Genomic DNA, 20913 nt, shown 5'->3' on the forward strand with positions numbered 1-20913 from the left:
GTCACGCCCGAGAGTGCGGGGTGCGCGGTGGAGCTCAGGTTCCGACGACGTCGGAGACCTGCTCGCTGTCGCTCAGCGCTCCCGCCCAGAGGCGGATGTCGTTGAGCCGGCCGGGGAGGAAGTTGCCCCAGGATCCGAGATAGCCCTTGCCGGCCGCGAGTTCTCCGGTTCCGGCCTGTGCGGAGTAGGCGACGCCGTCGCTGGTCTGCTGGTCGGACGTGAGATACAGCTGGATCGTCCGGTCCTGCGCGTTGTAGACGCCGGTGAGGCGGGTCTCCGAATCCACCAGGGCTTCTTCCATGCTCTGCACGGATGTGCCGCTGCCGTCCGCGGTCAGGCGTCCGAAGTTCCAGCGGCCGACGGGAACGGTGACGGTCTTGAAGTTGCCGTTCTCGTCGACGACCGGATCGCCGTTCTCGTCGTATTCCGGTTCCTGTCTCGTGCCGGTCTTCTCGAACCACAGGCTCCATGAGGAGCCGGTCGCGGTGCGCTGGCCCAGAACCTGTGCCTTGTAGCCGTTCGGCTTCGTCAGGATCTTCGCCCCGTCGACCACGGCCTGTGCGGTGACGGTGAAGGACCCCGAGTCGTCCACCACCGGGCCGGCTGTCGTACCCGCTCCGGCGGTGCCATCGAGCTCCAGTCCCTCATCAGTCAGCGAAGCGCCCGAGGAGAGGGCCAGGGCACGGCCGTAGCCCGAGACACCGTCCTTCAGGGACGTCCCCTGCGCTCCGGCAGGTTCCCACGCGGCGACGAGTTCGACCGAGGCCTTGCCGTCGGCGGCCACCAGGGCGCTCTCCTGCGCCACCTGCGGCCCGGTCAGGGCCTCCTGCCATACGGCTGCCTCGTCGATCACTCCGGGGAAATAGTCGCTGTACACGCTCGACCAGTGAACCCGGCCTATCTGCAGAGCCCCTGTGGCGGCCCAAGCCGTCGTGAACGGCGTGGTGCCCTGCAACTCCCCGTTCACGTAGAGGCTGATCGTGTTGTCGGCGGCGTTGAACACTCCGGCCAGGTGCGTCCATACCAGCGGCACCGCAGGGTTCTTCGACTCGACTCTCTGATAGGAGAACGGCGTGCCGACGGCGGCATCGCTGTTCACCTCACGGAAGGACCACTTCTTGCTGGTGTGCTCGTACCCCAGATAGAAGGGGCTGCGGTTGACGCCGTCCTGGCCGAATACCGTGGCGTTGCGCGTCGGGGTGTCCATGCGCACCCATGCGGCGACGGTGTACGAGGCCCTGGTGTCGATGACAGGCCCGTTGGTGGCCGCGTAGGACGTGGTGCCGTTCAGCTTGAGGCCGCTGTCGGTTGTCTTGACGGCAGGCGCGGTCTCGGTCGCGGGGGTGACGGTGACCTCGCCCCGGCGTCCTTGGTCGGTGCGGGTCGCTCCACCGGTCAGGTTCGCGTCGTCGCGCAGGCTCGGATCAGCGGTGGAGGTGTCCAGGGCTGCGCCGGACGCTTCGGCGAAGTTCCAGCGGGCGACAGGGCCGTCGCCTTCCTTGACCACGAAGTCGACGGAGTTGCCGGCACCGGGGTAGTAGTTGTCCTTCGCTTCGGCATGCAGGGTCATCGTGCCGGAGACAGGAGGTACGGGGAAGATCTTCGCGGTGGCTCCCGGCACGTAGGAGGACCAACCTGAGCTGTAGGACCCGCTGGTCAGCTTGTAGCGATAGCCGATGTTCACGTCGCCGGGCGCCGGGCCGAGCGTGAAGGAGCCCGCCTTGCCCGGTTTGCCGTGCGGGACGCAGTCGTTCGGCGTGCAGGGAGTGTAGGAGTCCGCCCCGGTGCTGTTGAATGTGATGGTCGGCGGCTTCGGCGCCTGACTATCGATCTTGAAGTAGCACCATCCCGTGGTGGAGCCGTTGGACGGTCCGGCCAGCCATTCGGAGGCGTAGTGGGACCGTGTCCATGCGCGCATACGTAGGAGCGTGTTCTCCGGCAGGGTTGGGGTGGTGTAGGTGACCTTCACGTTGTCGCCGACGTATCCGCTGCTGGGACGGACGGCCTCGCTCATCGCGTTGACCCAGGTGCCGTCGCTCTGCTTCTTGTCCACATCCATGGCCACGCGGAGCTTCGCGCCGGACTCGCCGCCGGAAGCCGTCTGAGGTGTCGCGGTCAGTTGGGGGGTGGCGTCGGTGACGATCGCCGGTGCGGATTCGACCGTGTTGCAGTCGTGGGATGTGCCCACCACGGGACCGATGTTGCTGGGCTTGGCCGGCTTGCCCACGTAGTCGACGCTCAGGACGGCGTCGTCGTCGAACCGTTTCCATGCGATCGTGTCGGACTCGTCCTTGGCCATCAGCATGAGCGTCAGCCGGGGGATCTTCCCGTCGGCGAAGCTGCGGACGGTCGGGGTGAGGTTCTCGTCGGGCTCCGGCGCGTAGTCGTGGAACTCGATGGGTGCGCGCGGCTGGGACGGCGTGCAGTGGGTGCCACGACCGGCCGAAACGTTGCGGTCGCCCATCTGGTCGAGCTTCTTGGGGCCGGGCCACCTCGATGACGAGGAGATGTTGTTCGTACGCTCCAGGTCGACCCAGCGCGCGTCGCACGAGAACGACCACGTCTCCGTGACGGCGAAGGTGGCGTCCAGGACGTGCTTGCCCTTGAGCTTTCCGGGGTCGAACTCGAAGTACATGCGGTTCACGTAGCCGTTGCCGCAGTAGTACGAGACGCCTCCGATGACCGCCGAACCGCACTTGCCGACGCTCATGCCGTTGTCGCCACCGGAGAAGTTCCAGAACACATCGCCGTCCGACGAGAGCACCGTGCGCTCGGAGTCGTTAAGTTCGACCGGCGGGTCGATGTAGAGCGGGAAGTCCCTCTCATCGGTGCTGGACAGCATCTCGGCGTCGGGCTCGACCGTCATCGTCGAGTCCGTGAAGCGAAGATCCATCACCGAGGACGCATCACCCGGGCCCGGGCCGGCCAGTCGGTCTGTCTCCTCCACGGGGCCGACCGGTACGGGCTCACCCGCAGGAGGCCCGACGGGAGAGGCGCGCTGGAGCGACCTCTGGGCAGAAGCGGCGGCAGTGCCGTCGCCGGCGGAGTCCCACATCCGGGCGGCGGGCGAGCGGAAGACCGGTCGGCCGTTGCCGTCCAACGCTTCCGCTCCCCCGCCGGCGCCAGCGCGAATCGTCAGCCCGTTCGCGCCGAATCGGTACTCGATCGCCTTGAGCGCCGGGTTCGCTGCCGCTTCGGGCGTCTCCACCTCCAGCACCTGCCGGAAGCCCTCGACAGTCGCGGTGAGGATCAGATTCACGTCCGGCAGGACGTCCTCGTAGACCGCGTGTTCTCCGTCGAGACGTGGCGCGGGCAGTGCACCAGGCCAGCCGAGCGATACGGAGTGCCTGCCCTCGGCGATGGTGACGAGGTCCGCTCCATCACCCCCGCCGGAGAACGAGAGGTCCACAGCGGCCGCGGCAGGACCGACCGACCCGTCTGTATGGCGCACCAGAGTCGGGTCGGGTTCCACCCACTTCCCCTGAAGAGCCACACGGACCGGAGCGATGGATTTCTCCATCGTGAACGTCGTCCCGTCCGGGTTGGCGAAGACCGTTTCCCGCTCGGAGCGCTCCTCCACAACTTCCACACGTTCGCCCGCCGCCACGGCCGCGGCCGAAGCCCGGAGCTCCGGCGAACCCAAGTCGGCCGGACGGGAAGGCAACGCCGCTGCCTGCGAGTTCAACGCAGGAACCACGCTCAACATGGCGGACAGAACGGCCGTCACACACACACCGTGACGCGCTCGACGCCACACCCCACCAGTCACAGACCCGCCCCGTTTTCCACATGGCCTTCACAAAAGTCAGCCAAATATCGAGGCACCCAAGGGGGGCGTCAAGAGTGATCTAGAGCACACACGCGGAAGGTGGCGATCGCGAATCCGGGAGTTTCAACCTGAAGCGGGCTAACGGCACCCACCACGGAAACAGACCCCTTGTCCGGAAAGATTGTGCAACTGCGCTGTAACTAGGCAAGGTTGGAGCATCACTAGCGACTGCTGAGCGCCGAGCGCCTAAAGCCACCTCATGCCACCCGATTTCACAAGGTAAACAGCCCCGAAGCGCTCACCCCGACTGGTGAGATCGTCGTCATGCGGGCACGGCACGGCGACGCCACACCCCTGGGCGCCTTAAACGCCGATGCCGGACGTCGCAGAGCGTAGCCAACGCCACGCTCTACGACGGCAAGCACTCCGGCCAAATCATGACCACCTCAACTCTGCCCGACGGTGAGGAGACTTTGCCGGAGTGGTGCGGAAACTGGCGAGGCATCCATAACCGGCTGCAAATGTGGGCCATCGACGGCACATAGAAGTGAGTCTTCCTGCGTTGGTCGCGCAGGCCGGCGTCACGGGCGGCCTCACTGGGTTTCTCAGTCGACTCCACCATTGGCCCGCTCACCAGCACGCGGCAGGGGGCTCACAGAAGCCGCCCCAGTTGGCAACGTGCTCGCCGTCGTTGACCGGCCCGTGCACGCAGCATCGCTCGTGCACGGGCCGGTCGACGACCAACTGTCTTGAGGCACTGCCCAGGAAGTGCCTCGCCGTGGAAATCTGGTCCCGGCATGATTCCCACCGTGCATGAAGACAAGAGCCATCGCAGGCGCGTGCGATACACGCTGGCTGATGAGGAACACGGGCATGTTTGGGGCGTCTGCGCCGAGGTGGAAGGGCTGTTCGGGGAACCGCAGCGGGGGACGTACGAGCTGTTCGGCTGGGTTGCGCAGGCTGAAGCGCGTGGTTGGCTCGGGAACCGAGTGTGGCTGGTGCCGGACGATGAGACGCTGGACCCCTGGTTGCTGGAGGATGCGGAGAGCATAGGCCAGCCCCTGAAGACAGACAGTCTCGTCATCACTGGCTTGGACGACTACGAAGGCCCACCCGAAGGACACAGGGGCCGAGTACGCATACACGACGGGCGCTGCTGGCTGGGCTCCTGTCGAGAATTCGCCCGCGTTCTGCCGCCCGAGCAGTTGCAGACCCCGCTTGTCCTGCGGGGACTCGCCCTGGGTGAACAACTGCGAGCAAGGCTGATGAAGGGCACCCGGAGGGCGCTGGACCTGGAGCTGGCCACCCTGCTGATACAGGACGACCGAGGCGTGCCGCTGACCGAACGCCGGCTCTGGGCCAGAGCCAGCGCGTGGCGCCCATCCTCCTCCGGGACGGACCGGATCGACCTGGAGCTCGACGGAGAGCTCTTCACCCCGGTTCCCGAATACGCCCGGCCCATCTGGGAGCGGTGGTTCACCGGTCCGCCGAGTACAAAGGGCGCATGGGCCAACCTCGACACCAGGCGCCGCGGGGCCTGGCTCGAGCTTGTCCGGGAGCATGCCCGCCGTGATCGGCCGGCCGGTCATGCCTACGAACTCGACGGCCGACACGTCACTGACGAACCGGGTCTCTACCTGGCGCTCGGTGAGGCAGTGAACGGGGCGGGGGGCTACTTCGGCGGCGGTCTCGGTGCAGTGGATGACTGCCTGGGTGGCACTTTCGGCTACACCGCCCCGGCAACGCTGCTCCGGCGGGACGCTGCGACCGCCCGCAACCACCTGTCCCAGACCCTGACACCTGACAGCGAGCTCTACGACCTGTTCGGTGTGATCCTCGAGATCTTGGCCGAGGGCGGCATGCACGTCACCTTGGCTTGATCGACGATCGGCGGACTGGGCCACCCCGCTACCAGAGCGACGGCAGCCGTCCCTAGCCCCGTGACGTGCGTGCACGACCTGGGCGCCCGTACTTCTACGGCGGGCCCGGGGGAGCTTCGGGGGTGTGGACTTGACCTTGTCGGTGGCCTACTGATGCCCGAGCCAGTAGAAGCTATCCGAGCAAGAGCCAACTAGATACTCAATACGGACAGTTGCCCTCTTAGGGCTCTATGCCTCAGATGGTCACCTGAGGCTATATAGGGCATATAAGTATGAACATGTTAAGTTCCTCCCTGATCATGAGACCGCACGGTCACCGAGGCGTCCGCGCCTGACCGTGATGATGGGGAGTACATAAGTGAAGACCTCTTGGCGCACGGGGACCGTCGCCATCGCGACGGCTGGCGCAGTTCTGCTGTCCACGCCGTACCTGGCCTCTGCGGATGAGCGCGGTAACGCCTCCGACAGCGCGACCGAGCAAGCCGAGCAAGCTGTCTCGGACCTGCTCGAGACCGTTCAGGCTCTCGAAAAGCACCCGATATCCGAGGCGGAGACCCCCGAAGCCGCTCTGACTGCCGCCAAGGTGCAGGACCGCCGGGTAGAAGTTCTCCAGATGCGCACCGAGACCGACACGGTCTACGCCAACGCGGACGGAACGTTCACACGCATCTCCGCAGCCGGCCCCGTGCGCATGATCAAGGACGGGCGCTGGGTCGATGTCGATCTCGACCTGAAGCGCTCCGCCGACGGAAACGTCACCGCCGCCGCGCACCCCGAAGGCCTGCGCATGGCCGGCGAGGGCGGGAGCATGGCACGGTCGCTGAGGGCCGCCGCCTCCGCACCCGACGACGCCGCCCGCGACCTGGTCACCCTCGGCAGCGGTGACCAGAAGGTCGCGCTGCAGTGGAAGGGCGGACTGCCCACCCCTCAGCTCACCGACAACGTGGCCACCTACCCCGAGGCAGTGCCCGGGGGCGACCTCGTGGTGGAGGCCACCCGGACCGGCTTCGAGCAGTACCTGAAACTGCGAAAGCAGCCCAAGGACGGGGCCCCGCTGGTCATGCCGCTGGTTCTCCCCGACGGCATGAAGGCCGAACAGGGTGCCGGCGGAGGCGTCGACTTCCGCACCGCGTCCGGTGAGGTGGTGGCGACGATGCCCGCTCCGACGATGTGGGACAGCCAGATCGACGCTCGCTCGCTGGAGCACACCAACCGCAAGAAGGTCGCCATGACGGTGACCCAGAGCGGCAACACCGCAGAGCTCTCCCTGCGGCCCGACACGGGGTGGCTGACCGACGAGCACACCCAGTACCCGGTCACGATCGACCCTTCCACCGACGCTCTCGATGTCCTCTTCGATACGTTCGTCCAGGGCGGCGACACCACTGACCAGTCGGTGAATACCGATCTGAAGGTCGGCTGGCCCGGTGACTACGAAGGAAGCACCAAGCGCGTCGCCCGTTCCTTCCTCACCTTCCGGACCTCGAATTTCGCCGACGCTTTGGTGTCGAAGGCCAGCCTGAAGATGTGGAACTACCACTCCTGGTCGTGCGAGAAGCGCGACTGGGAGGTGTGGGCCTCGGGTGCCGCTGACAAGAACACCCGCTGGACGAAGCAGCCGACACGCACCGACAAGATCGTTTCTTCATCGGAGACGAAGTCGGCGGCCTGCAAGACCGAGGGCTGGGCCACCGCCGACGTCACCTCACTCGCCAAGACCTGGTCCTCTGCCAAGGCGGAGACGGGCAGCATCGCCCTCAAGGCCGCCAACGAGGACGACGTCTACGCCTGGAAGCGCTTCTACTCCGCCGACGTCGCCGATCAGACGAAGATCCCCACCCTGGAGGTGACGTACAACTACCGCCCCTACAACGGCACCAACCTGCAGGCAGGCGCACCGTTCATCTCCACCGGTGGCATCTTCAAGGTCAACTCCACAACCCCGACGCTGAGGTTCTCCACCGAGGACACCAACGGCGACGACACCATCGTGGGCACCTACGAGATCACCGACACGGCGACCGGGAAGGTCGTGACCACTCTCAACGCCTCCCCCGCGGCCGCCAACAGCACTTCGCAGGTCAAGGTCCCCGCAGGCAAGCTGACCAATGGCAAGACCTACAGCTTCCGCACCACCACCTTCGACGGAGAGCACTACGCGAACGGCTGGTCTGCCCCGGTCCGCTTCACCGTCGATACCGCATGGAAGCCCACGGCGGCGGAGAGCACCCTGGGACTGGCAAACACCTACTCCGACGCTGCGGACATCACCGCAGCGACGTCCTCGGACTCCACCTACGCCTCCATCGCTGTGACTGAGGACAACATCGTCTCCATCCCCTGGGACGGCAAGAACAAGTCCATCAGCATCAAGAACGACATCATGCCCAACCAGCTTTCCATCCCGGAGGCCGGTGCCAAGGGCACGCAGGTCGGCGGCAACGTCGTCTACAACACCTCCGGTCCTGTGGACACCGTGGTCCAGCCCACCGCTGACGGCGGGTCGCGCACTCTGAACATTCTGAAGAACAGCGCGGCGCCCAAGACCTACGAGACCAGCTTCCAGATTCCCGCGGGCATGAGCGTAGTGAGGCACGACGACGGTTCCGTCTCCCTCTACTCGGCGGGCGACACCAACCCCGACGTTGCACCGGCCAGGGAAGCCGCAGCCTTCTTCGACGCCCCCTGGGCGAAGGACGCCAACGGCCGCGACATCCCCACCAGCTACAAGGTCGTCGGCAACAAGATCGTCCAGAGCGTGGAGTTCGACGCCTCCAGCGCCTTCCCGATCGTCATCGACCCCGGCTTCTGGTCGACCACCTGGAAGATCACCAAGTGCGCGGCGACCGTGGCGAGCGTCGTCTTCGCCCTGACCCCCGCCGGTTCCTCCACCAAGGTCTGGACGGCAGTCCGCCTGGTGAAGCGCATCGGCGTGAAGAAGACCGCCAACCTCATCCGCACCTACGCCAAGCGACGGAAGATGACCTCGGCGCACCGCAAGGCCGTCGCAGCTCTGCTCGGGATCACCGCGGTCAAGAACGCCTGCAAGTTCTAGGAGCACTCCATGCTGATCGCCCTTGCGGCACTGCTCGCGCAGTTCGCGGTGATTCTCACCCATCGCCGGGTCAACAAGGTCCGCACCCGCTCTGACCCTCCCGTGCTGTACACCGTGCTCAGCCTGTTCGGGATCGTAGCCGGCTGGCTCAGCATCGGGCGCCCGGAAATCACCTGGTCCACAAGCGTGCTCGTGCTCCTCAGCGGCCTGCTCATCACAGCCGAAGCAGCTGACGCCACAGCGAAGCTTGGAGCCCCCCGCTGGGTACCGAACGCTGTATGCGTCCTGTGCGGAGCAGCCTCCACCACCTGGCTGCTCTCAGAGCCACTTCCCTACCTCTGACCACTCCCCCGGCCCGCCGCACATGCGGCGGGCCAGCTTCATTTGCGGCGGGCGGAAGCATCCTCCAGTTCGAGCCGTGCTAATGCGAGCGGAGTCCTAGGCGGGTTTTCAAATGATCTTGCCTGGTGGAACATTTGAAGTCACCGTCGGGGCAGGCCTGCTGCCTGGGCGAGGAAGAGGACAACGCCGAACTGCCGAAAGCAGTCTGGCACCGGTCTCCGTGCACGTTCCGGTTTCCGTGCAGCCGAGCTGTGAGCGCCCGGCACGGCTCCGCGTCTCAGCTGTCCCCTGTCAGAGGGCTGTGGACCACCGTTCCATCGCGTGCTCGGCGAGGAACCGGACCGTGCGGAGATCAGCAGCAAGGTCCCTTGCTTCCCGGCTGTAGGGCGCGAGGAGCGGCAGCCCCTTCGGGCCACCGCCTTCCTTCATATGAACGATCCTGTTCCTGATGCCGTACAAGCGTGGGGAGACATCGCTGCGGTAGTCATGACCAGCGAGGAGTCCGCCGGACGCATCGCTTGCAAGCGCCTGGACGTGCTGGATGACCTGAGTGCTGCTCATCGTCGCGAAGAGGTCGCTGTAAGACAAGAGATGTGCGAGTTGCTGCGGTGTCACGACGGAGTCGATGACGGTGTCCAGGACATGAGGACTGCGGCGGGATCACGGTACGAGTCGTCGAGGCCGAGGATGGAACCCTCACGCTCTTGAAGGCACCGGACTGGGGCGGTTCCGTGAGCGTCACCTTCGACCTCACCTGAGGTCAGCTCACCGGGCGAGGGCGTACAGCACCAGGGCCTGCTTGGTCATGAAGCATTACTGCACCAGCGCCGAAGAGACGTCGGCCCTGGCGGCGACCGCCCTCACGCCGTTCGACGACTTCTGCGCGAGGGCGAGTCGTGTCCAGACTATGTACTGTCAGCTGGCTGGTCGTCCTGCCATACCCATCGACCCGCGGTATCGGGGGCGTAGATGCTGCTACCGCCAGGATATGCGCAGCCGTCATTCGGTATAGCGGTCCAGGGGTCCTCCTCTGTGAGGGTGACCGCGGTGGCCTTCCCGTCGAGCGGTCCGCCGTGCAGTTCGACTGTGATCGTCACGATGTTGTCGTCGCTCATACTGCTCACCTTCCCCGATAGGTACAGACCAATGAGGATGGCTTGCCGATCCGCTGGGTGGCCGCCTGACGCAGACGGCTCGTCATTTTGACTGCCAGCCCGACGTGAGCACTAACGTGACCCGAAAGTTGTTCATGCTTGAACTTCTAGTCGGCCGCAGTGAGCTAAGCGGGCATATTCCCCAAAACAGGAAGAAAGCGACGCCCTCTAAGGGCCCTTACGCGGCCGACGACGGAGGGCCCGGTGTCTTCGGATGTCCGTCGAGGAGTGAGGCCGCCAGAGCGGCGTACAGGCGTTTTTGCTCCCCGTGGTGGCGAATCATGCGCCCGACTGATCCGTCTCGCTGAAGGTGAACCATGTCGGGGCCGTGAGCAGCGATGGTTCAGATGGAGCGACACGAGGTGCGGCTGGCGTCCCGCTTAATCTGAGTTCCGAGCGCCCGGACGTGCCTCGCGTTCGGCGGCGAACTCGTCGAGAAGCTGGAACAGGACCTCGATCGCGCGCATTCGTCCCCGGGTAGCAGGTCGGTGATGTTGTTCCAGCCCTCCGGGAGCGCGATGTGCAGGACCTGTCCTAGCCAGGCCTGGTCGCAGTTGCGGCCGCGGCGGGTGACGAGCCACTCGTGCCAGCCAGTGAGCCCCTGTCCGCCGTGGCGTATCGCGTGCTGGTCGTAGCCGGTGAGGAAGGCGGTCAGCTGGTGGAATGACGAGACTGTGCTGACGAACATGCCGGGGCGCTTGCCGACGCAGGCGAAGTACTCGCGCTCGCTCATTATGTAGGGGGCGGTGAGCACGATGGCCACGTGGAGGTCTGTGACTGTGCAGTCAGCCCAGCCTTGTCCGTCGAGGCGCCAGTCAAGGCGCAGACCGATCGTCACGATGAATTCCCGTCCAGCTGAACTCCGGCAGCGCGGATGCCCGGGCAACGGAGAGTCACGCTGCTGTCTTCGATGCCGTCGAGGTGGGTCAAGCTAGGTCAAGGCCAAGGCTGCCGTCACCACGATTCCCCGGTGCTGCCGCCACCTCGACGGTGTGCGCGATCATGCGGAGCTGTGGATGAACCACGGCACTCACGCAGACGGCGCGGACTCCACCACCGCCTGCTGCATCCTGCCCCACTCCCCCGGCCATCCGAGCACTGTCTGGACACGCATGATCTGGTTCTCACGTGCACCACGGAGTACCTCGCGGCCGCCGAACTCCTACTGCACCAGGCTAGGCTCGGCGGCCTTCTCCGTAGCAGCGATACCGTCACCGAACCGGTCCCCCGGCGCTCCCCCGGGCGTATACGTCGAGACCCTCGACATCCTCGACGCCGCTCCGCTGTCTCATGTGCGGCGCGTTGAGCGTACGGCACATGCGTCATGGCCTTCGACGCCGCCTCAACGAGATCTCCTTGTGCACCAACGCCAACCGCTGGGTCGGCGAAGCCACCATCCCAGCGCCATCGAACACAACATCCGCGCCCGCGAGAACACCAACCAGCCGTGCTCCATCTAGCCGCAGCGAAGCCGGGCCCCGCTCCGTTGGGGATGCAGGGGCCCATCGTCCTCTGGTGGAACAGCCAGCTTCCTTCGGCCTGACAGCCCACGTGTCTGAGGGCTCCCGAGTATCGATCGCCCAGCGTGCTCTTGCCATTCGTCACACGTTCACTGTCCCTGGAGGGGGGCCTGTGGGAGGAAGGGGCTTATGGAGAAGGGGTTCTCGCGGTGAACTCGGGAGGTGTGTTCGGACGCGTGTCAGTCGAGGCCGTCAGCGGGCGCACTGCCGCTTTCGTTGACGGGGTGCCGGGTCGTCTTGCATGTGGGGCCTCGGTATTACGCCGTAATACTGGCCCGCTGACGGGCTCTCAGAGTATTAGCTAACGTGTCCTTGATGAACATGATCTCTGTCGTTAGTAAGGTATGCGCATGACTTCACCTGACGCAGCCGACCGCGAGAAGGTCGTTTCCAAGCTGCCCCCCGCGCTCCAGCAAGCCCTGAAGGTCCGCGCAGCCCAACACGGCACTGACATCCAGCATGCCGTCGAAGCGGGAATCACCGCATGGCGCCGACTCGGAGCCAACCTCCCCGCCGCCGACACCGGAGGCGCCAAACCGTTCGCCACCTTCCTCCCGACAGGCCAGTGGGACGAGTTCCGTGAGGCCTGCGCCTCCCGAGGAGTCTCACTCATCCAGGGACTCACGCAGTCCGTACTGTTCTGGCTCGACACCAACCCAGCCCCCGGTGTCGTCCGCCCCGAGCACCCCAAGCGCATCATCATCTGCAACCAAAAGGGCGGCGTAGGCAAGACCGCGCTCGCCGCCGGCGTCGGTGAAGCCTTCGCTGAGGACAGCGACCAGCTGCACCCCGTACGCATCTCCAAGCACTTCGCCGCAGCGCTCCTCGAGCCCGACACGGAACCGGCTTCTCCCCTCGACTACGAGGACCTCCCCGGGCTCGGACTCCGCGTGCTCCTCGTCGACTTCGACCCGCAGTGCCACCTCACCAACCAGCTCGGGCACGAGCCGCTGCCCATCGAGGGAGACTCCCTCACCAAGCACATGGCAGGTGAGGCGAAGGGCGAACTCAAGGACCTCATCGTCCCCATCGAGGACTCACGCTTCGGCGACCGGCTGCACCTGCTGCCGGCGTGCACCGACGCCTTCCTCCTCGATGTGAAGCTCTCCAGCGTCCGCGCCCGCGAAGCAGCCCTCGAACGCGTCCTGGGAACGGTCGAAGGCGACTACGACGTCGTCATCATCGACTGCCCCCCGAGCCTCGGCCTCAGCATGGACGCCGCCGCCTACTACGGACGGCGCCGCGACGGCGAAGCCCCCGGAAACTCCGGCATCCTCATCATCGTCCAGGCCGAGGACAGCTCCGCCGACGCCTACGGGCTCCTCACCAACCAGATCGAGGACCTCCGCGGCGACATGCACCTCGAACTCGACTACCTCGGCATCGTCGTCAACCACTACGACGCACGCCGCGGCTACATCGCCACCTCCTCCCTCCAATCATGGATCGACATAAAGGACCCTCGAGTCGTCGGTGTCATCGGAGACCTCAAGGAGCAGAAGGAAGCCGTCCGTCTCAAGCGGCCCCTCCTCGCCTACGCCCCCCGCTGCGACCAGGCCGTCGGCATGCGCGCACTCACCAGGGAGATCTCATGAGCAAGGCAGACACCCTGCGCGCGAGTGCGTCCTTCGGACAAGCCAGGGGAGGCATTAGCGCCCGTCGCGCCGCGATCGAAGCCGCCGCCGCCGCCCCCACCGACGGCGCTCCCCCGCCCCTCAAGCTGCCTGTGGACGTCATCAGCCTCAACCCGGCCAACCCCCGGGAAGAACTGGGCGACCTGACCGACCTCGGAGCGAGCCTCCGCGACCACGGGCAGAAGACCGCCATCAGCATCATGAGCCGGTTCGCCTACCTGGAGGGCAACCCCGACCGGAAAGATGACCTTGAGGAGGGGACCAAGTACGTCGTCATCGACGGCAACACTCGCCTCGCCGCCGCCCGCGAAGCAGGCCTCACCGAGATCAAGGTGATGCTGGACGACGAACTCGGCAGCAACCCGGACGAGATCCTTGAATCCGCATTCGTCGCGAACATCCACCGCCAAGACCTCGACCCCCTCGACGAAGCAAGGGTCCTCAAGCAACTCCTTGAGATCCACAAGACACAAGAGGCGCTCGCCGCCCGCCTTCACCGATCGCAAGGGTGGGTGTCACAGCGCCTGGCACTCCTGAGCTTGACGCCGGAGCTGAAGGAGAAGCTCCAGTCCGGTGAGGAGTCCGCAGCGCTGCTGCGGCGTGTAGGGAAGAAGAAGCCCGAGGAACAGGAGGAGCACCTTCGCCAGCTCAAAGCGAAGGAACAGAGGGCTCCACGGAGGAACGCAGCACCGAAGCCCTCGGCGATCCCGGCTCCCGCTCCCCCAGCCCGGGATCATTACGCCGTAATGACGCCCGCCTCCGAGAGTGATGACAATGTGGGCGCCGGAAACCTCGCAGACGAACCCTCAGACGCGAAGCAGGGGCCCCGCGACAGCGAAGAAGCATCTCCTCCCGGGCAGTCCCGGCTGCAGGGAGAAGCCCTCATGGACGCTGCGTTCGACAAACTCGACGCCGAGCAGCGAAGTGCATTCATCCTCCGCTACTTCCAGCGCAGCGCTGGGGTCGAGGCCGTTACTGCAGACATGCGAGGCAACCTCCCTACTGAGGCGCGAAGCTCACTCGCAGACATCCTCCAGCAGGTTGCGACAGGCCTGCGCGCGGACAGGTAGCTCGGCGGGACGGGCAAAGCGCTCAGAGGGTCCGAGATGGCGGGCTCCACCGGCATGGGGCCCGCCATCGGTGTGTCAGACCAGCGGGGGACTGCTCACCGAGGGCCCTTCCACCCGATCCTTGGCCGCCCGGCCCGCCTCCATAGAGCGGAATTATTACGCCGTAATGACGTGCACCGTGCCAGCTGCCACGTGCAGGAGGGGGGTGGACGACGTCACCTGCGCCGCCGCTCTCACCCACGCCGCCGTCACCTTCGCCGCGGTCATCACCATCACCGCCACTGTGGCCAGCGCCTTCGCCACCCTCCTGACCTGACCGTCATGCAATCGCAGGCTATCGACCCGACTGCGCTCAACTACTTGCCAGATACGCCTGAAGCTCGCAGACCTGAGCTGACCTGCACTGGGGGACCAGGAGTACCGAGCGGCTCGTGGTCCTGGAAGTCGAGGGGGAGTTGGTGGACGGTGTCCTCGGCGGGCGGGAGGCGTTCCGCGCGCAGGGCGAGGGTGCGTACGCGGGCGCGCTGGAGGCCGAGGCCGGTGAGGAGGGCCCTGCTGGCCGACCTTGCGGCACATGCCCGCCAAGCCCGGAGACACGATGTGCTGAGCAGAGCGGCATACCGAGCGCATGCCGCCGCCGGTCGGTACCCGGGGCATGCTCGGCACCCACCGTCGCGGACTGCGCGGGCCGGGCGGGGCCGCCCGGCCCGCCCTCATAGAGCGGAAGTATTACGCCGTAATGACGTGCACCGTGTCAGCAGCCACGTGCAGAGAGGGAGTGCCAAGCCCGAAGGGTCCAGAAGGGGCACGATGCCGGAGGCGGGGTGGTGACGAGAAGGGCCTCCGGCACCGGTGACGAGAAGTGCGCCGCGCCCCGAAGAGGCACGGCCCAGAGCGGCCGCGATCCTGCGCCTACGCCCCACGCCTTTGGTCCGGATCCACTGGCACCCCTAGGTGGCCCACCCTGGTCCTGCCCCGGGCCCAGCAGTCCCCCGGGTGGATCTCGGTGGCGGGGCCCCGGCTGCCATCGCCGCGTACGTCATCGATCCGGGCTGTAGCCGGTGAGCCAAGATTTCGGAGTCGGGCTGCAAGACGCGGGTTCGCAGGAAGAGGGCGACGCTCTCGGGGTCGCGGGCCCTCACCGAGCTGGAGACCCTGCGCGGTCCGGACGGCCGCGCCATCGAGGGCGACCCCGGCCCCGTGCGTCCGGTGCCGTGTCGAGACCACCTACCAGTCCACCGACGGTGCCAGGCCCTGCCCGGCAAAGGAGGCGTACGTCGCGAGCACTAGCATCGGCCCGCCGCCAGCCCATAGGGCGAGCTGGGTTCCCTGGGGCTGCCGGGGACAGGAGCAGGATCTGGATGTAGCTGACACGCACGCACCGCATACTCATCGGGGTCGTCGTCGCGGGTGCGGTGGTCATCGCCGCGATCGGGTTCGCGGGTTCCTACGCCGCCGTGCGCGAACTCGCGGAGGAGAAGGGCTTCGAGTCGTTCTCCCTGGTCTTCCCGATCGGCATCGACGCGGGCATCTGCGTCCTGCTCGCCCTGGACCTCCTGCTGACCTGGATGCGGATCCCGTTCCCGATGCTGCGCCAGACGGCGTGGCTGCTGACGGCCGCGACGATCGCGTTCAACGGCGCCGCCTCCTGGCCCGATCCGCTGGGCACCGCGATGCACGCGGTCATCCCGGTGCTGTTCGTCGTCTCCGTCGAGGAGATCGGGCACCAGCGGACGGGGGAGTGGGAGGCGGAAGCTGAGCGCCCGGTCGCGGTGCACGAGGTCTCAGCGGGCGGGCTCGGCGGCACCGTTCAGCAGGCCGCGCCGGCGGGACCGGAGTCGTCCTCCCTGCCGTGGACTACGCGGCGGCCGCCGAGGGGTACGTCGCTCAGTGCGGGCATTTCCCGACGTCGAGCAGTTCGGGCCCTCCTCGCTCAGTACGACGTCGTCGAGCCCTCGACACGCGAGCCGCTGTTTGGAGTGCTGCTGGACCCCGCACTCGACAAGCTCTGGATCAAGCCCCACGAGAGCTTCATCCCCAGCGACCAGGCCGCCACGAGCGGAGACGACGATCCCCACCGGGCCCGAGTCCGACGCCGAGGTGCTGTTCGTACCGGGCGGCGGGACCAGCGCCTAGTTCGACTGCGAACTCAAGGCGCCCGTGGAAGGCGCGGCGCAGGCCAAGCCGGGAGAGTCGGAATCCTGGAAGGGAGCGTCTGGGGACACTGCACCCGATGGCGGACGATCCCGACGGCTGGCCGGGCGGGGGAGAGGCACCGCGTCGTACAGATGCGGATCCCCGAGGGTGAAGAGTCCGACGAGGCGTCGCCCCTCAACGGCCGCCGCGAGTAGGCACAGCCCACTCCGGGAACCGCTGGCCGGGGGAGCAGTGTGAGAGATTGCGATGAGCACCTCGTTGGGGGGAGGCATGGGGCGGGCCCCGAGGCACCGGGGCCAACTGCGACCACCAGCGGGCCGGGGAGCAGCTCGGGGGACGGAAGACCGCAGGCGCTCTTGTCGGCACCCCTCTGGGCCCGCAGGCGTGCCGCTCGGCGTCATCCCTGCCTTCGGGTCAGCTGCTCCACGGCCGCGGCGAACTCGCTACGCTCGTCAACCTCCTCGACGTCCATCAGCTGCTAGAACATGGCCTTGACGGTGACCGTCGGGTCGCTGATCGAGGCCTCGATCAGCGGTCTGTTCAACGTTTCGTAGCCGGTGGCGAAGCCACCGTGGTAACGGCAGAGCTGACGGAACTCGGCGCAGGCCAGGCAGCTGCCCCAGTCACCTGCCTCGTACGGCTATATCTCCGTGGTCATACCCGAGGTCGCGACCAGCTCCAGAGCGGCCTGCAGCCGGGCGACGCCGAGGAGACGCTGGGACCAGTCCTCAGGCAGAGCGCATCTGCAGGGCGAATGCGGCCGCGACGGCGGGCAGGTGCGCGATTGGTCGCTTCCACAGGTCGTTCGCGACCTTGAGGGGGTCGTTGTTCTGCGTCACCATGCCACCTCCTTCTGCGGCGTGATGAGAAGGCCGTTCGTGCGTGTCTCGATGCGATCGATGTACTCGTCCAGGTCGAAGTCCGCGTCCGCGCGGAGGTCCTTGGCCGGGCGAATCCAGTCGGTCAGGTCGGCCACCTCGCGGGCTGCCCGGAGGGCATCGTCCTCGGACGGGAAGGCGGCCAGAGCCATGCCTGAGTGGTGGCCGAGCCGCCAGGGGCTGGCCATCCCGTCACCCTCCTCGCGGTGCTGAACTGGCAGTTCGTAGACGTGCAGGCCGGGCACCGGCTCCACCGCCGGAAGCGAGAGCGTGCCACCGGTCCCGGTCAGCGCGATCTCGTACGGGGCGACCGGCAGCAGGACGGGGTCCGGGTCGACAGCGGGGCGGGTGAAGCGGACCGGCTTGCCCAGCACGCGGGCGTAGCGGATCTCGGAGCAGGTGGAGTCCCCGACGTAGTCGCCGACGACCAGGACCTCGTCGGCCAGGCGGATCCTCGCGCGGTGTAGTTCGCCCAGCTCGGCCTTGAGGCGCTCGGCCCGGGCGGGGTCCGCCCACAGCGGGTGGGGCTGCTTCAGGTCGCACCCGGGCCTGACGACGATCCGCCCGGCCGCGGACTCCTGGACCTCCGCCTCGGTCATCTCCGCCATGAAGCGCATGGAGCCGCAGATGGCGACCACGACCGGGAGCCCGAGGTCCCGCTTCGCAGCGGCAAGCCGGGACTCACGGGTGCGTAACTGCTCAGTGAGCATGCGGAGTTCTCCCTACTGGGTGGGTGAGATCGGGGGGGGAATCGGGGCTCGGCAGGTCGGGCAGGGGTTCTCAGGAGCTGGTCAGCCGGTTCAGGGGCCACTCAGGCACCGCGCGCGCGATGGTCAGCGTAGGTGTTGGTCTGCTGACTGTGCTCGGGGCCAACGCTGACGCTGCCGACGGCGCCCGAGGTCGTCCAGGAGCTTGCAGGCCTCGCGGGAAGGTGGTGAAACGCTGCTCGCGTGCGACGTACCGTCCGACCTTTCCGTCAGGGCCGCCGGTCCGGAAGGCGTTCTCGGTGGCGTAGGAGCCGCGCTTGGCGTTGCGCGGGATACGGGTGGTTACGGCTACCGGCCTTCCTCGTCCTGGTCGTGTTGGCTCGATGTGAACTGTCGCCCAGGTCAACGCGTTTCACGTCGCCGAGGTAGTTCTCCACGGCCGGCAATAGGGGATGGTCTGTGGTCCGGGTCCGCAAAGGATACGTCCCGCTCAATCCATTCAGACAGCAGTTCGCAGGGGCCACCCTGCCTGACCGCGCTGATGGCCAGCCCCGTCAGCCCCGTCAGCCCCAGTCAATCCCATACCCAGCGGGGCGGAGGGCGGCGGGACGGGGTGAGGCTCATCATGAGCTGTCGCCGACCAGCTCGATGCGCTGAGGGGTGTCTTCAGGCACGGCGTGGATGTCCGTAGACGTCCAGCGCCCGACGTGGTCGTCGTGGAAGCATCCGGGCGGCTGGCCTCTGGTCCTTGTGCGGGGAACCATGCTTCGAGGCGCTTGGCGATGGTGGGGACGTCGAGGAGGTCCTGGGCGACGTCCTCGACGAAGGGGCCGGCGATCGAAGCAGGCGGCGGGAGTGTGCTGGGGCTGAGGCCGTTGAAGCGAAGGAATGTGCGGGTTGCGAGCCAAGCGGTGGGCTTGTTGCCATCGATCAGCGCGTGATTACGGGCCACCGCGTGAAGTAGCGCGGCTGCCTTCCTGTGGAGTGTGGGATACAGCTCGGCCCCGAACATGTGGGTTCGGGGCCGTCCAATTGCTGAGACCGGTAGGCCCATGTCGCGCACGCTGTGATCGGTTCCGTTGACAGCACGGCTGATGGCCAGGATCTCGTCGATGTGCAGGTAGCGCACCTCGGTCACTTTAGGTATCCCAGGATCTCCGCATCTCTTTCCGTGAGTTCGGCCAGGACGTCGTCGACTTTCAGCTCGGCTCGGTCCTGCGCTTCCTGAATCGCCTGGATGGCCAGCTCCTGCTTGCTACGTCCCTCACGGCGGGCACGCTGAGTCAGCTTCGCATCGAGGTCTTCGGGCAGTCGCAGTGTGACACCGGGTCACGGACCGATGCCGAGCTGGGGGCCGGGCCGGTCACGCGGCGGCCGAAGGACTGGCAGTGAACGGGGCGGTCGGCGCCGACCTGGGGGATCTCCGGCGCGAATGCCGTACTGGGCGAAAAGTAAGCGGCCAAGCTGCCACGCCAGCCTGCTCGCGGCGACCCTAGGCGTTCACGCTCGAACGCCTGCGCTGAAACTCCGAGGGCGAATACGCTGACCCGTAGACCGCACCGACATGGAGTGTGCGGGACAGGCCCGGTGCCTTACAGGCTTGGTCCTGGGATGGAGTACGACCGGGTTCGCAGCAGCCCCGGCAGCCGGCGCGGCCGCCCGGGCTGTTCCTGTACGCATAGGCTGCCGCTGCCCCTGATTCTTCCCGCGCAGGTGCATGAGAAAGACGGCCGAAGGGCCACCAGCTGTGCTGGGTGTCAAGCGGTCGCGGTAATCCGCAAGCACGGCGAAACCGAGGCGACGCTGCGCTGGCTGCGGCACCTGTTCGTCAACCGGGCCAACCTGCACGCCCGCCTTGCGCAAGCCGACAAACGCCCCACAGCGTGCTGCGGCGCCGTGCGGGCGGCGAGTCCGTCGAGCAGATCCAGCCCGACCTGTTCATTATCCCGGCAAGCGAAAGGGGCACGCCCCCTCCGCCGCCAGCATCTACTCGGCATCGAGGTCGCCGCCGCGGTGGTGGTCCTGGTGCGGCTGGTCGCGGAGATCAAGGGCTGTGAGCCGGACGAAGCCAAGGAACGCGGGGCGCTGAAGTTCATCGCGATCAGGTTCTTCGCGCTTGGCCCGTACGTCCGCGACCTGTTCGGCGGGGGTCGGCATCGTCCTGGTCTGTTCGTCGCGGACGCCGCGGAGACCAAGCTGTGCGCCTGGCTCTCGGTTTCCACCTTCGTCGGCCTGCTCGCGTTCGCCGCGTCAGCTAGACCTGGGTCGACCCGGTCGCCGGCTTCGTGATTGCCGTCTTCGCGATCATGGAGGGCAAGGAAGCCTAGGAAGGCGAGCTCGTGTGCTGCTCGTCACCCTGTCCTGGTGCGAGGAGCGGCCCAGGCGCGGGGCGGAACAGAACAGCGCAGCAGTAGCAGGGCCCCTGCTGCGGCGCCGACACCGTCCGAGAGCTGCTGTCGCAGGACGCGGTTCTCCACCATCGACTGGTGCAGCGCGCCGACCAGCGCCTCGATGTCGGCCTTGAGCTGAGCAATCTCTCCGGCGTCCCGCAGCCCGCAGCTCCTTGAGGCGGCCGATCGGCCGACACAGCCTTTGTTCGGTGTCCGGCACATTCCCCGCGGGCGCGGACCTCGTTGTAGAAGGCGTTTTCGAGGTCGGTAGGGCGCTGAGTGAGCGCATAGCGGGGAACCTGGGCCTCGGTGGCGAGGGCGACGATCGTCAGCGCGCCGTTGGAGCGCTCGGGCCTG

At 66.8% G+C, this 20913-nt stretch carries 12 protein-coding genes and 3 pseudogenes; 7 read left to right on the forward strand and 8 right to left on the reverse strand.

Annotated elements, in window-relative coordinates; translation table 11 throughout:
• Positions 1-34 precede the first annotated feature (34 nt).
• Positions 35-3589 (reverse strand): laminin G domain-containing protein, encoded by a 3555-nt coding sequence (locus RNL97_RS00435; RefSeq protein WP_313750253.1) that lies wholly within the window; start codon positions 3587-3589, stop codon positions 35-37.
• 977 nt (positions 3590-4566) lie between these two features.
• Here RNL97_RS00435 and RNL97_RS00440 point away from each other — a divergent pair.
• From RNL97_RS00440 to RNL97_RS00450, 3 genes are all read left to right on the forward strand, one after another.
• Positions 4567-5649, forward strand: coding sequence for a barstar family protein (locus RNL97_RS00440; protein WP_313750254.1), 1083 nt, complete (start codon positions 4567-4569; stop codon positions 5647-5649).
• 613 nt (positions 5650-6262) lie between these two features.
• The gene (locus tag RNL97_RS00445; RefSeq protein ID WP_234313537.1) at positions 6263-8704 is read left to right on the forward strand and encodes a DNRLRE domain-containing protein; all 2442 of its coding nucleotides are present in this window, start codon (positions 6263-6265) and stop codon (positions 8702-8704) included.
• Positions 8705-8713: 9 nt separating this feature from the next.
• Positions 8714-9046, forward strand: a complete 333-nt coding sequence (locus RNL97_RS00450; RefSeq protein WP_030593127.1) for a hypothetical protein — start codon at positions 8714-8716, stop codon at positions 9044-9046.
• A gap of 291 nt (positions 9047-9337) precedes the next feature.
• Here RNL97_RS00450 and RNL97_RS00455 read toward each other — a convergent pair whose 3' ends face one another.
• The 3 genes from RNL97_RS00455 to RNL97_RS00465 form a co-directional block, all read right to left on the reverse strand.
• Positions 9338-9607, reverse strand: coding sequence for a hypothetical protein (locus tag RNL97_RS00455; protein ID WP_313750255.1), 270 nt, complete (start codon positions 9605-9607; stop codon positions 9338-9340).
• 344 nt (positions 9608-9951) lie between these two features.
• Positions 9952-10161, reverse strand: a complete 210-nt coding sequence (locus RNL97_RS00460) for a hypothetical protein (RefSeq protein WP_313750256.1) — start codon at positions 10159-10161, stop codon at positions 9952-9954.
• A gap of 382 nt (positions 10162-10543) precedes the next feature.
• On the reverse strand, positions 10544-10963 hold the full coding sequence (locus RNL97_RS00465) for a hypothetical protein (protein ID WP_313750257.1): 420 nt from the start codon (positions 10961-10963) through the stop codon (positions 10544-10546).
• Between the two features lie 1107 nt (positions 10964-12070).
• Between RNL97_RS00465 and RNL97_RS00470 the strand changes: the two genes are divergently transcribed.
• The 3 genes and pseudogenes from RNL97_RS00470 to RNL97_RS33015 form a co-directional block, all read left to right on the forward strand.
• Positions 12071-13315 (forward strand): ParA family protein, encoded by a 1245-nt coding sequence (locus RNL97_RS00470; RefSeq protein ID WP_030593120.1) that lies wholly within the window; start codon positions 12071-12073, stop codon positions 13313-13315.
• The gene (locus RNL97_RS00475; RefSeq protein ID WP_030593117.1) at positions 13312-14424 is read left to right on the forward strand and encodes a ParB/RepB/Spo0J family partition protein; all 1113 of its coding nucleotides are present in this window, start codon (positions 13312-13314) and stop codon (positions 14422-14424) included. The genes RNL97_RS00470 and RNL97_RS00475 overlap by 4 nt, the downstream gene beginning before the upstream one ends.
• 1367 nt (positions 14425-15791) lie before the next feature.
• Positions 15792-16151: pseudogene (locus tag RNL97_RS33015) on the forward strand (DUF2637 domain-containing protein); the annotation flags it as partial.
• Positions 16152-17785: 1634 nt separating this feature from the next.
• Here RNL97_RS33015 and RNL97_RS00485 read toward each other — a convergent pair.
• From RNL97_RS00485 to RNL97_RS00495, 3 genes and pseudogenes are all read right to left on the reverse strand, one after another.
• A pseudogene (locus RNL97_RS00485) lies at positions 17786-18169 on the reverse strand (hypothetical protein); the annotation flags it as partial.
• 751 nt (positions 18170-18920) lie between these two features.
• Positions 18921-19304 (reverse strand): annotated as a pseudogene (locus tag RNL97_RS00490) (type II toxin-antitoxin system death-on-curing family toxin); the annotation flags it as partial.
• Entirely contained in the window at positions 19301-19483 is a 183-nt protein-coding gene (locus RNL97_RS00495; protein WP_078652231.1) for a ribbon-helix-helix protein, CopG family, read from the reverse strand. The gene RNL97_RS00495 and the pseudogene RNL97_RS00490, both read right to left, overlap by 4 nt.
• Before the next feature lie 294 nt (positions 19484-19777).
• Between RNL97_RS00495 and RNL97_RS33180 the strand changes: the two genes are divergently transcribed.
• Positions 19778-20455, forward strand: coding sequence for a hypothetical protein (locus RNL97_RS33180; RefSeq protein ID WP_234313563.1), 678 nt, complete (start codon positions 19778-19780; stop codon positions 20453-20455).
• Between the two features lie 62 nt (positions 20456-20517).
• Here RNL97_RS33180 and RNL97_RS00505 read toward each other — a convergent pair whose 3' ends face one another.
• Positions 20518-20778 (reverse strand): hypothetical protein, encoded by a 261-nt coding sequence (locus RNL97_RS00505; RefSeq protein ID WP_313750219.1) that lies wholly within the window; start codon positions 20776-20778, stop codon positions 20518-20520.
• Positions 20779-20913 lie beyond the last annotated feature (135 nt).

It is taken from the genome of Streptomyces parvus (assembly GCF_032121415.1).
In the GTDB taxonomy this organism is placed as follows: Bacteria; Actinomycetota; Actinomycetes; order Streptomycetales; family Streptomycetaceae; genus Streptomyces; species Streptomyces globisporus_A.